This is a genomic window from Ramlibacter sp. (assembly GCF_036383835.1).
Taxonomy (GTDB): Bacteria; Pseudomonadota; Gammaproteobacteria; order Burkholderiales; family Burkholderiaceae_C; genus Ramlibacter.
Window position 1 is genome coordinate 23,371 of record NZ_DASVNN010000010.1, and the last position, 11,267, is coordinate 34,637.

Genomic DNA, 11,267 nt, shown 5'->3' on the forward strand with positions numbered 1-11,267 from the left:
CGGGCGCGGCTATCGGGACTGATTGCCGTCGCGGGGCGAAGCGGGATGGCGGATCACCCGCACCACGTACCAGACCGCGATGATCGCGAAGATTGCAGTGGAGATCGGGTTGAGCCACTTGCCGATGCGGCCATACTGGTTCTCCAGCAGGTAGCCGGCAGCGGTGAGGAACGCGGTCCAGAGCACCGAGCCGAGCAGCGACCACAGGATGAAGGGCAGTGGCCGCATGTGCGCGAGCCCCGCCGGCAGCGCGACCACCGTGCGCAGCGCCGGCACCAGCCGGCCGAACACCAGCAGCAGCGGTCCCCTCTTCTCGAACAGGCGCCGCCCGCGGTCGATCTCCGCGGGCGTGATCGCGATCCAGCGGCCGTGCTGCTCGGCGAGCCGGCGCAGGCGATCGGCGCCGACCTGGCGCCCCACGAAGTACCAGGGCAAGGCGCCCAGCAGGGAGCCGAACGCGCCGGCGGCGACCACCAGCACCGGGTTCAGCTGGCCCTTGGCGGCCAGGAAGCCGGCGAAGGGCATGATGAGTTCGGAAGGCAGGGGCGGGAACAGGTTCTCCGCCAGCATCAGCAGGACCACGCCGAAGTAGCCCAGCTTGTCGATGACGCCGATGACCCATTCCGCCATGGGGCGCGAGTCTAGGGCTTCCGCGTCATCCCCGCGCAGGCGGGGATGACGGAACTCAGATCTTCACGCCGGTCATGTAGCTGTCGAAGCGGTACTCCGAGAAGCGGGCCCACAGCAGCTGGTCGCGCTGGAAGGCGCGCATGTCCTGGTGGATCTTCTTGAACTCGGGCGACTTGGCCTCGTGCTCGGCGAAGACTTCCATCGACGCCTTGAAGCCGGCGTCCATGATCTGCTTGGAGAAGGGCTTCAGCTGCGTCTTGTTGGCCACCAGGCGCTTGAGCGCGACCGGGTTCAGCGCGTCGTACTTGGCGGTCATGTCGCGCGCCGCGACGTTGGTGGCCGCGGCCAGGATCGCCTTGTTCTCGGCGGACAGCGCCTCGAAGGCCTTGGTGTTGGCGAAGAACTCCAGTTCCGCGCCGCCTTCCCACCAGCCGGGGTAGTAGTAGAAGGGCGCCACCTTGTTGAAGCCCAGCTTCTCGTCGTCGAAGGGGCCGACGAACTCGGTCGCATCCAGCGTGCCCTTCTCGAGCGCCTGGTACACCTCGCCGGCGGGCATGTTCTGCGCCACCACGCCCAGCTTGGCCATCGCCTCGCCGAACAGGCCGCCGCCCATGCGCATCTTCAGGCCCTTGAGGTCGTTGACCGTCTTGATCTCCTTGCGGTACCAGCCGCCCATCTGGGTGCCGGTGTTGCCCGCGGAGAAGCTCTTCATGTTGTACTTGGCGTAGAACGCGTCCAGCAGCTTGCGGCCGTTGCCGTGCTCCATCCAGGCGTCCATCTGGCGCGCGGTCAGGCCGAAGGGCACGGCGCAGCCGAAGGCGAAGATCGGGTCCTTGCCGGTGAAGTAGTAAGGCGCCGTCTGCGCCATCTCCAGCGTGCCGGCCTGCAGGCCGTCGACGTTGCCGAAGGCGGGCATCAGCTCGCCGGCGGCGTGCACGGAAATTTCGAACTTGCCGCCCGACAGCGCCTTGACGGTGTTGGACAGCGTCTGCGCGCTGCCGAAGATGGTGTCGAGGGACTTCGGGAAGCTGGAGGCGAGGCGCCAGCGCACGGCGGCCTGCGCGTGCACGGCGGGGGCGATGCCCGTGGCGAGCACGCCGGCGATGCCGGCGCGCTTGATGAGGGAACGACGGTCCATGGAAGAGAGGCTCCTGATTCTGGTGCGGCGGATGATGCGGTCGAGCTCCTGTCGAAGCTTGCAAAAGGCTGGCAGCGGATGTGAGCGCTTGTACCTAAAACGTCCGGCTGACAGGAAAAAAGCCGCACGGTGTGCGGCTTTTGGCATGAGCTGCCGGCGCCGTCGTCCCCGCGGAGGCGGGGACCCAGCGCATCCAGAAGCTCTGGATCCCCGCCTGCGCGGGGATGACGCCTTACAGCTTCTGCGACTGCATGAAGCGGTCGAAGGTCGCCTCGGTGAAGCGGAACCACAGGTTCTGCTCGGAGCGGAACTTGGCGAAGTCGGTGTAGACCTTGCGCCAGTTCTCGTTCTTCTTCGACAGCTCGTCGTACAGCGCCATCGACTGCTTGAAGGCTTCCGTCATCACGTCGCTCGGGAAGGGACGCAGCTTGGCGCCGGATGCCACCAGCTGCTTGAGCGAAGCGGGATTGCGGGCGTCGTACTTGGCCTGCGTCTCCACGTGCGCGTAGGTCGCGGCGGCCTGCACGATCGCCTTGTTCTCGGCGGAGAGGGCGTCGTAGGCCTTCTGGTTGATGTACAGGTCCAGCTGCAGGCCGCCTTCCCACCAGCCCGGGTAGTAGTAGAAGGGCGCGACCTTGTGGAAACCGAGCTTCAGGTCGTCGTACGGGCCGATCCATTCGGCCGCGTCGATGGTGCCCTTCTCCAGCGCGGTGTAGATCTCGCCGCCCGGGAGGTTCTGCGGGATGCCGCCCATGCGTTCCAGCACCTTGCCGGCGAAGCCGCCGATGCGGAACTTCAGGCCCTTGAGGTCCTTGACGCTCTTGATCTCCTTGCGCATCCAGCCGCCCATCTGCGCGCCGGTGTTGCCGCAGGCGAAGTTCACGATGTTGTACTTCGCGTAGAACTCGCGCATCAGCTTCAGGCCGTTGCCCTCGAAGGTCCAGGCGCTCATCTGGCGGCTGTTGAGGCCGAAGGGGATCGCGCCGCCGATGGCGAAGGTCTCGTCCTTGCCGAAGAAGTAATAGGGCGCGGTGTGCGCCGCTTCCACGGTGCCCTGCTGCACGCCGTCGACCACGCCGAAGGCCGGCATCAGTTCGCCGGCGGCATGCACGGAGATCTCGAAGCGGCCGCTGGAGAGCTGGCGCACCTTCTGCGCGAACACGTCGGCCGCGCCATAGATGGTGTCGAGCGACTTCGGGAAGCTGGAGGCCAGGCGCCAGCGCAGGCCGGCTTGCGCGTGCACGGCAGGCGCGGCGGCCGCGGCGAGGATGCCGGCGACACCGGCGTGCTTCATGACGGAACGGCGATCCACTGTCTTGTCTCCTGTGGGGATTGTTTGCGCCGACGATGATGCGGCGGCACTGCAGGCGAAGCTGTCACTCCGCTGGCGCCGGCAAGAAAAAAGGGGCCCTCGCGGGGCCCCTCGTCAGGAAAGCGACTGCTTCAGCCGAGCTTCTGCTGCTGCATGAAGCGGTCGAAGGTGGCTTCGGTGAAGCGGAACCAGAGGTTCTGCTCGGCGCGGAATTTCGAGTAGTCGGCGTAGATCTTCTTCCAGTCCGGGTTCTTGGTGCCGATCTCGGAGTACAGCGCCATCGACTGCTTGAACGCCTCGCCCATCACGGCATTGCTGAAGGCGCGCAGCTTGGTGCCGTTGGCCACCAGTTGCTTGAGCGCCGCCGGGTTGCGGGCGTCGTAGCGCGCCTGCATCACCGTGTGCGCGTGGGCCGCGGCGTTCTCCACGATCGCCTTGTTCTCGGGAGAGAGTGCGTCGAAGGCCTTCTGGTTGATGAAGAAGTCCAGCTGGGGGCCGCCTTCCCACCACCCCGGGTAGTAGTAGTTGGGAGCGACCTTGTTGAAACCGAGCTTCAGGTCGTCGTAGGGGCCGACCCACTCCGCGGCATCGATCGTGCCCTTCTCCAGCGCGGTGTAGATCTCGCCGGCCGGCAGGTTCTGCGGCACGCCGCCGAGGCGCTCCAGCACCTTGCCGGCGAAGCCGCCGATGCGCATCTTCAGGCCCTTCACGTCGGCGAGGGTCTTGATCTCCTTGCGGTACCAGCCGCCCATCTGCGCGCCGGTGTTGCCGCCGGGGAAGTTGAGCATGTTGTACTTGGCGTAGAACTCGCGCATCAGCTTCAGGCCGTTGCCCTCGTACATCCAGGCCGTCATCTGGCGGCTGTTGAGGCCGAAGGGGATCGCGCAGCCGAGCGCGAAGCACTCGTTCTTGCCGAAGAAGTAATAGGGCGCGGTGTGCGCCGCCTCGACGGTGCCTTGCTGCACGCCGTCGACCACGCCGAAGGCGGGCATCAGTTCGCCCGCCGCATGGACCGAAATCTCGAACTTGCCGCCCGACATGGCCTTGACCTGCTGCGCGAACACTTCCGCCGCCCCGTAGATCGTGTCGAGCGACTTGGGGAAGCTGGAGGCCAGGCGCCAGCGGATGGCGGCCTGCGCGTGCACGGCCGGCGCGACGCCGGCGGCCAGCACTCCCGCGATGCCGGCACTGCGGATGATGGAACGACGATCCATGAGACTCCTCGAATGAGTAGGACTGTTTAAAACGCTTGCCCCGCTTCCAACTTTCGTGTCGGTGCACGAGGGTGGCTCATTCTAGGAATGCAAGGTTTCTGTCAGCCACGGGTTTTCCCTCGCGCACGTGGCGCGAACCTTCGGCTGTCAGCCTTTGTCAGCGAACCTTCAGGAAGCTTGCGCGCTACAGCTTCTGCGCCTGCATGAAGCGGTCGAAGGTGAACTCGGTAAAGCGGAACCACACGTTGGCGTCGGCGCGGAACTTGGCATAGTCCGCGTAGATCTTCTTCCAGTCCGCGTTCTTGCTGCCGATGTCCTCGTACAGCGCCATCGACTCCTTGAAGGCCGCCGCCATGATCGCGTTGCTGAAGGGCCGCAGCTTGGTGCCGGAGGCCACCAGCTGCTTCAGGGCCGCCGGATTGCGCGCGTCGTAGCGGGCCTGCACGAAGATGTGCGAGTCCGCCGCCGCCGACTCGAGGATCGCCTTGTTCTCGGGCGACAGCGCGTCGTAGGACTTCTGGTTGATGAACACGTCCAGTTCCGGGCCGCCTTCCCACCAGCCGGGGTAGTAGTAGAAGGGCGCGACCTTGGCGAACCCGAGCTTCAGGTCGTCGTAGGGACCCACCCATTCCGCGGCGTCGATCGTGCCCTTCTCCAGCGCGGTGTAGATCTCGCCGCCGGGGATGTTCTGCGGCACCCCGCCCATGCGCTCGATCACCTTGCCGGCGAAGCCGCCGACGCGGAACTTCAGTCCCTTGATGTCGGCCGCCGTCTTGATCTCCTTGCGGTACCAGCCGCCCATCTGCGCGCCGGTGTTGCCCGCCGGGAAGTTGACGATGTTGTACTTGGCGTAGAACTCGCGCATTAGCTTCAGGCCGTTGCCTTCGTGCATCCACGCCGTCATCTGCCGGCTGTTCAGGCCGAAGGGGATCGCGCAACCGAGCGCGAACACCTCGCTCTTGCCGAAGAAGTAGTACGGCGCGGTGTGCGCGCATTCGACGGTGCCCTGCTGCACGCCGTCGACGACGCCGAAGGCCGGCATCAGTTCGCCCGCGGCATGCGTGGAGATCTCGAACTTGCCGCCGGACAGCGCCTTCACGCGCGCCGCGAACACCTCTGCGCCGCCGTACAGCGTGTCAAGCGACTTCGGAAAACTGGAGGCGAGCCGCCATCGGATGGCGGCCTGCGCGTGCACCGCCGGGGCGATGCCGGTGGCGAGCACGCTGGCGATGCCAGCGTTGCGAATGAGCGATCGACGGTCCATGGTGTCGTCTCCTGGTGTGTTCGGAATGGTCGGACTTCGGCCTGGAGGGAGGGCCAGGCGCGGACCATTGTCGGCACGACAGGATTTCGTCAGGAACGGGTTTTCCCGAGCGCGGCGCTGGACGTCGAATGGTGGACGCCATGCCAGCGCGACTCCGGCCCCGCCCGCGCGGGGGTGGCAGCCGGCGCGATGCGAAAAAGCGGGAAGCGGCTGCGCCGCTTCGAAGGGGCCCTGGGTCCCCGCCTCCGCGGGGATGACGGATCAGCCGACGATCTTCAGGCTCGGCCCGCGCTGGTCCAGAAAGCCACCGAAGCGCTGGCGGATCGAAGCCTCGATGCCCGCCGCGTCCAGTCCCTGCAGCGACAGCAGCTTGGCCGGATCGCCGTGCGGCGCGTATTCGTCGCGCAGGCCCAGCTGCAGCACCGGCTTCTGGACGCCGGCGGCGTTCAGCGCCTCGGTGACCGCGCTGCCCGCGCCGCCCATGATCGCGCCCTCTTCCACCGTGACCAGCGCGTCGTGCGTGGACGCGATCTGCAGCAGCAGCTCGGTGTCCAGCGGCTTGGCCCAGCGCATGTTGGCGACGGTCAGGTCCAGCCGATCGGCGACCTGCAGCGCGGGATGGAGCAAGGTGCCGAAGGCCAGCACCGCGATGCGTTGGCCCTGGCGGCGCAGCTCGCCCTTGCCGAAGGGCAGCGGCTGCAGGTCGGGTTCGACCGCCACGCCCACGCCGGCGCCGCGCGGATAGCGCACGGCCACCGGGTGCTCCTGCTGGTAGGCGGTCGTGAGCAGCTTGCGCGCCTCGTTCTCGTCGGCCGGGCAGGCGATGCTCACCTGCGGGATGCAGCGCAGGAAGGGGATGTCGTAGGCGCCCGCATGCGTGGGACCGTCGGCGCCGACCAGGCCGGCGCGATCGAGGGCGAACACCACCGGGAGGTTCTGCAGCGCGACGTCGTGGATCAGCTGGTCGTAGCCACGCTGCAGGAAAGTCGAATAGATCGCCACCACGGGCTTCAGGCCCTCGCAGGCCAGGCCCGCGGCGAAGGTCACCGCGTGCTGCTCCGCGATGCCGACGTCGAAGTAGCGCTCGGGAAAGCGCTTGTGGAATTCCACCATGCCCGACCCTTCGCGCATCGCGGGCGTGATGCCCACCAGGCGATGGTCGTGCGCCGCCATGTCGCATAGCCACTGGCCGAACACCTGCGTGAAGGTCGGCTTGGACGGCGTGGCGGGCTTGACCAGGCCCACGGCCGGATCGAACTTGCCGGGGCCGTGATAGGCCACCGGGTCCGCTTCGGCCAGCTTGTAGCCCTGCCCCTTCCGGGTCACCACGTGCAGGAACTGCGGACCCTTCAGCTGCTTGATGTTCTGCAGCGTGGGAATCAGCGACTCGAGGTCGTGGCCATCGATCGGCCCGACGTAGTTGAAGCCGAACTTCTCGAACAGCGTGGCGGGGACCACCATGCCCTTGGCGTGCTCCTCGATGCGCTTGGCCAGCTCGAAAAGCGGCGGCGCCACCTTCAGCACGTTCTTGCCCAGCTCCTTGGTCGCAGCGTAGAAGCGGCCGCTCATGAGCTGCGCGAGGTAGCGGTTCAGCGCGCCCACCGGCGGGCTGATCGACATGTCGTTGTCGTTGAGGATCACCAGCAGGTCGGTGTCCGCCACGCCGGCGTTGTTCAGGGCCTCGAAGGCCATGCCCGCGCTCATCGCGCCGTCGCCGATCACGGCGATCGCATGGCGTTGCTCGCCCTTCTGCTTGGCCGCCACCGCCATGCCCAGCGCGGCGGAGATGCTGGTCGACGAATGCGCGGTGCCGAAGGTGTCGTACGCGCTCTCGGCGCGCTGCGGGAAGCCCGCCAGGCCGCCCAGCTGGCGCAGGCTCGTCATGCGGTCGCGGCGGCCGGTGAGAATCTTGTGCGGGTAGGTCTGGTGGCCGACGTCCCACACCACGCGGTCGTAGGGCGTGTCGAAGACGTAGTGCAGCGCGATGGTCAGTTCCACCGTGCCCAGGTTGGAGCTCAGGTGGCCGCCGGTGCGCGAGACCGAGTCCAGCACGTAGGCCCGCAGTTCGTCCGCCAGCAGCGGCAGCTGCGTGCGCGGGAGCCGGCGCAGGTCGGCGGGGTCGTTGATCGATTCCAGCAGCGTGGACATACAGCTTTCAGTTTTCCCGGTGCACCACCATCTCCGCGAGCGCCAGCAGCGCCCGCGTGTCCGGCAGTCCGGTGGTGGCCAGCGCGGAACGCGCCTGGCCCAGCAGTTCGAGCGCATAGGCGCGCGCGGGTTCCAGCCCCAGCAGCGACACGTAGGTCGGCTTGTCCTGGGCGGCGTCCTTGCCCGCCGTCTTGCCGAGGGTAGCCGAATCCGCGGTCACGTCGAGGATGTCGTCCACCACCTGGAAGGCCAGGCCCAGCGCGCGGCCATAAGTCTCGAGTCCCGCGGCGGCGGCCGGCGACGCCTCGCCGCAGGCCGCGCCCATCATGACGCTCGCCTGCAGCAGCGCGCCCGTCTTCAGGCGGTGCATGTGGCGCAGTTCGTCCTCGGTGAGCGACCGTCCCACGGCCGCGAGGTCGATCGCCTGGCCGCCGGCCATGCCGGCCTGGCCCGCGGCCTGCGCCAGCAGGCGGCACAGGCGGGCCTGCGTGCGGTCGGGGATGCCGGCGTCGTCCGGGGCGAGCAGCTCGAAGGCGAGCGCCTGCAGGGCGTCGCCGGCGAGCAGCGCGGTCGCCTGGCCGAAGGCGACGTGCACCGTGGGCTTGCCGCGGCGCAGGATGTCGTTGTCCATGCACGGCATGTCGTCGTGCACGAGCGAATAGGCGTGGATCAGTTCGACGGCGCAGCCAGCACGCAGCGCCGCCTGCGGATGGCCGCCCACCGCCTCGGCGGCCCCGAGCACCAGCAGGGGACGCAGGCGCTTGCCGCCATCGAGCACGGCGTAGCGCATCGCCTCGCCGAGGCCGGCGGGCGCATCGGCGGGGACCCAGGCGGAGAGCGCTTCTTCGACGCGTTGCAGTCGTTCGGTCGACCAACCCTTCAGATCGAAACTCACTCGCTGGCCCAGGGCTTCAGGACACCGGCGTCCAGCACCTTGATCTGTTCCTCCACGGCCTGCAGCTTCTCGCGGCAGTACTTCAGCAGTTCGGCGCCGCGCTCGTAGCCGGCGAGCAGCTGTTCGAGCGGCAGCTGGCCCGACTCGATGCGGGCGGTCAGCTGCTCAAGCTCTTCCATCGCCGCTTCATAGCTGGCTGGGGGTGGGGACTGCGGCTTGGCGGACATCAAAGACTTTCAGATCAACAGTTGATTTTAGGGGACGGCTACCCATGTCTTACCGGGGGGTAGAATCCCCCTCCCTTTCTGTCGCGCTCCCTAGCGCGGCCCTGCCCCTTCATAGGGGGAGCCTCTAGGTCAGGTGAAATGTCTGATTTAAGTCTTCAGCTACAGCAGGCCGCAAGCCAACTTCCCGTTTCCAGCTATTTCGACCAGGCGCTCTTCGAGCGCGAGATGGAACTCATCTTCCAGCACGGGCCCCGGTACCTGGGGCACGAACTGGCCGTGCCGGAATCCGGTCACTATCACGCACTTGCCCAGGAGGGCGAGGGGCGGGCGCTGCTGCGCACGCCCAACGGCGTCGAACTCATCTCCAACGTCTGCCGCCACCGGCAGGCGGTGATGCTGCGCGGCCGCGGCTCGGTCGACGGCCAGCCCTCGAGCGGAGGGAACATCGTGTGCCCGCTACACCGCTGGACCTACAGCGCGGGCCAGGGCGCGAAGGCCGGCACGCTGCTGGGCGCGCCGCACTTCGCGGCGGATCCCTGCCTGAACCTGAACAACTACAAGGTCCAGAGCTGGAACGGCCTGGTGTTCGAGGCCAACGGCTACGACGTCAACCGCGCGCTGGCCAAGCTCGGCCCCAAGGCCGACCTCGACTTCGCCGGCTACGTGTACGACCGTACCGAGCTGCACGTGGTGGACTACAACTGGAAGACCTTCATCGAGGTCTACCTCGAGGACTACCACGTCGGTCCCTTCCACCCGGGGCTGGGCAACTTCGTCACCTGCGAGGACCTGCGCTGGGAATTCGGGCGTGAATATTCCGTGCAGACCGTGGGCGTGGCCGGCAAGCTGGGCAAGCCGGGCTCCGACGTGTACGGCAAGTGGCACGACGAGATCCTGCGCTACCAGGACGGCAAGGCGCCCAAGCAGGGCGCCGTGTGGCTCACGCTGTACCCCACCGTGATGGTGGAGTGGTATCCCAACGTGCTCGTGGTCTCGACGCTGTATCCGAAGGGCCCGCAGAAGACGCTCAACGTGGTGGAGTTCTTCTACCCCGAGGAGATCCAGGCCTTCGAGCGCGAGTTCGTCGAGGCCCAGCAGGCCGCGTACATGGAGACCTGCGAGGAGGACGACGAGATCGCCCTGCGCATGGACGCGGGCCGCAAGGCCCTGTTCGATCGCGGCGACAACGAGGTCGGTCCCTACCAGAGCCCGATGGAAGACGGCATGCAGCACTTCCACGAGTGGTACCGCGAGACCATGGGCCACCACGTGCCGAAGGCCTGATCCTGCAAGCGCTGTGGATGCTCGCCGCGTCGCTGTTCTTCGCGACGATGGCGGTGTGCGTCAAGATCGCCTCGCAGTGGTTCAACGCGTCCGAGCTGGTGTTCTGGCGCGGGCTGATCGGCATGGGGATCATGGCGCTGTGGGCGCGTTCGCGGCGCACGCCGCTGGCAACGCGCTACCCGGGCATGCATGCCTGGCGCAGCCTGGTGGGCGTGCTGTCGCTCGGCGCCTGGTTCTATTCGATCGCCGGCCTGCCGCTCGCCACCTCGATGACGCTCAACTACATGAGCAGCGTGTGGATCGCCGCCTTCCTGGTCGGCGGCGCGCTGGTCGCGTGGAACCCGCGCAGCGGCATGGCCCTGCCCGGGCGCCAGGGCGCCCTCGCCCTGACGGTGCTGGCCGGTTTCGCCGGCGTGGTGCTGATGCTGCGGCCGACGATGGAGCAGCACCAGGTGTTCGCCGGGCTGGTCGGACTGCTCTCGGGCCTGCTGTCCGCCTTCGCCTACCTGCAGGTGATGGCGCTGGGAAAGATCGGCGAGCCGGAGATCCGCACCGTCTTCTACTTCGCCGCGGGCTCCGCCGCGGCCGGCGCGGTGGGCATGCTGGCCGAAGGCGTGTCGCCCTGGGACTGGATGCACGCGCTGTGGCTGCTGCCGATGGCGCTGCTCGCATCGCTGGGCCAATGGTGCATGACGCGCGCCTACTCCCACGGCGCGACGCTGGTGGTGGCGAACCTGCAGTACTCCGGCATCGTCTTCGGCGCGCTCTACAGCCTCGTGCTGTTCGACGACCGCATCCCGCCGGCGGGCTGGATCGGCATGGCGCTGATCTGCGCGAGCGGCATCGCGGCGACGGTGCTCCGGGCGCGTGCGATGCCGGATGCGCCGGGGGAGGAGCATTGATGTCCCTGCGTCATCCCCGCGGAGGCGGGGACCCAGAGCTTCCTGCCCTTGAAGCGGCTGCGCCGCTTCCCGCTTTGGGCAGCGGGGTGCCCACCATGACAATCCGCGGGGAACGGTGGGCAAGCAAGCTTGCCCACCTGTTTGGACCGGGGACATGGGTAACGGGTGTGCGAGGACATAGGTAACACCCTGGGCTCAAGTATCCACAGGCTTGTGGCGCAGGTCCAAGCGGCCGAAGCGTTGGTGGCAAAAA

10 protein-coding genes are annotated in these 11,267 nt (G+C 67.5%); 2 read left to right on the forward strand and 8 right to left on the reverse strand.

Annotated elements, in window-relative coordinates:
- Nucleotides 1–9: 9 nt before the first annotated feature.
- From VF522_RS01445 to VF522_RS01480, 8 genes are all read right to left on the reverse strand, one after another.
- Complete coding sequence (locus VF522_RS01445) at nt 10–630, reverse strand: DedA family protein (RefSeq protein WP_330906425.1); 621 nt, start codon at nt 628–630, stop codon at nt 10–12.
- Nucleotides 631–685: 55 nt separating this feature from the next.
- Nucleotides 686–1,768, reverse strand: a complete 1,083-nt coding sequence (locus tag VF522_RS01450) for a TRAP transporter substrate-binding protein (protein ID WP_330906426.1) — start codon at nt 1,766–1,768, stop codon at nt 686–688.
- A 232-nt stretch (nt 1,769–2,000) separates the two neighbouring features.
- Nucleotides 2,001–3,080 (reverse strand): TRAP transporter substrate-binding protein DctP, encoded by a 1,080-nt coding sequence (locus tag VF522_RS01455; protein ID WP_330906427.1) that lies wholly within the window; start codon nt 3,078–3,080, stop codon nt 2,001–2,003.
- A gap of 131 nt (nt 3,081–3,211) precedes the next feature.
- Nucleotides 3,212–4,294 (reverse strand): TRAP transporter substrate-binding protein, encoded by a 1,083-nt coding sequence (locus VF522_RS01460; RefSeq protein WP_330906428.1) that lies wholly within the window; start codon nt 4,292–4,294, stop codon nt 3,212–3,214.
- 184 nt (nt 4,295–4,478) lie between these two features.
- Nucleotides 4,479–5,558: a TRAP transporter substrate-binding protein gene (locus tag VF522_RS01465; RefSeq protein WP_330906429.1), complete on the reverse strand. Its 1,080-nt coding sequence runs from the start codon at nt 5,556–5,558 to the stop codon at nt 4,479–4,481.
- Nucleotides 5,559–5,819: 261 nt separating this feature from the next.
- A complete protein-coding gene (gene dxs / locus VF522_RS01470; RefSeq protein WP_330906430.1) occupies nt 5,820–7,706 on the reverse strand; it encodes a 1-deoxy-D-xylulose-5-phosphate synthase in 1,887 nt (628 codons plus the stop codon).
- Nucleotides 7,707–7,713: 7 nt separating this feature from the next.
- Complete coding sequence (locus tag VF522_RS01475) at nt 7,714–8,601, reverse strand: farnesyl diphosphate synthase (RefSeq protein ID WP_330906431.1); 888 nt, start codon at nt 8,599–8,601, stop codon at nt 7,714–7,716.
- Entirely contained in the window at nt 8,598–8,828 is a 231-nt protein-coding gene (locus VF522_RS01480) for an exodeoxyribonuclease VII small subunit (RefSeq protein ID WP_330906432.1), read from the reverse strand. The genes VF522_RS01475 and VF522_RS01480 overlap by 4 nt, the downstream gene beginning before the upstream one ends.
- Nucleotides 8,829–8,966: 138 nt before the next feature.
- Here VF522_RS01480 and VF522_RS01485 point away from each other — a divergent pair, with 138 nt between their 5' ends.
- Both VF522_RS01485 and VF522_RS01490 read left to right on the forward strand, forming a co-directional pair.
- Nucleotides 8,967–10,112 carry an aromatic ring-hydroxylating dioxygenase subunit alpha gene (locus VF522_RS01485; RefSeq protein ID WP_330906433.1) on the forward strand — a complete coding sequence of 382 codons (1,146 nt, stop codon included), beginning with the start codon at nt 8,967–8,969 and terminating at the stop codon, nt 10,110–10,112.
- 2 nt (nt 10,113–10,114) lie between these two features.
- A complete protein-coding gene (locus VF522_RS01490) occupies nt 10,115–11,014 on the forward strand; it encodes a DMT family transporter (protein ID WP_330906434.1) in 900 nt (299 codons plus the stop codon).
- Nucleotides 11,015–11,267: the final 253 nt, after the last annotated feature.

Bases quoted from the DNA above. Each gene is read 5' to 3' on its own strand.
- VF522_RS01480 (WP_330906432.1), bottom strand. From the start codon at position 8,828: ATGTCCGCCAAGCCGCAGTCCCCACCCCCAGCCAGCTATGAAGCGGCG.
- VF522_RS01485 (WP_330906433.1), top strand. From the start codon at position 8,967: ATGTCTGATTTAAGTCTTCAGCTACAGCAGGCCGCAAGCCAACTTCCC.
- dxs (WP_330906430.1), bottom strand. From the start codon at position 7,706: ATGTCCACGCTGCTGGAATCGATCAACGACCCCGCCGACCTGCGCCGG.
- VF522_RS01465 (WP_330906429.1), bottom strand. From the start codon at position 5,558: ATGGACCGTCGATCGCTCATTCGCAACGCTGGCATCGCCAGCGTGCTC.
- VF522_RS01460 (WP_330906428.1), bottom strand. From the start codon at position 4,294: ATGGATCGTCGTTCCATCATCCGCAGTGCCGGCATCGCGGGAGTGCTG.
- VF522_RS01445 (WP_330906425.1), bottom strand. From the start codon at position 630: ATGGCGGAATGGGTCATCGGCGTCATCGACAAGCTGGGCTACTTCGGC.
- VF522_RS01450 (WP_330906426.1), bottom strand. From the start codon at position 1,768: ATGGACCGTCGTTCCCTCATCAAGCGCGCCGGCATCGCCGGCGTGCTC.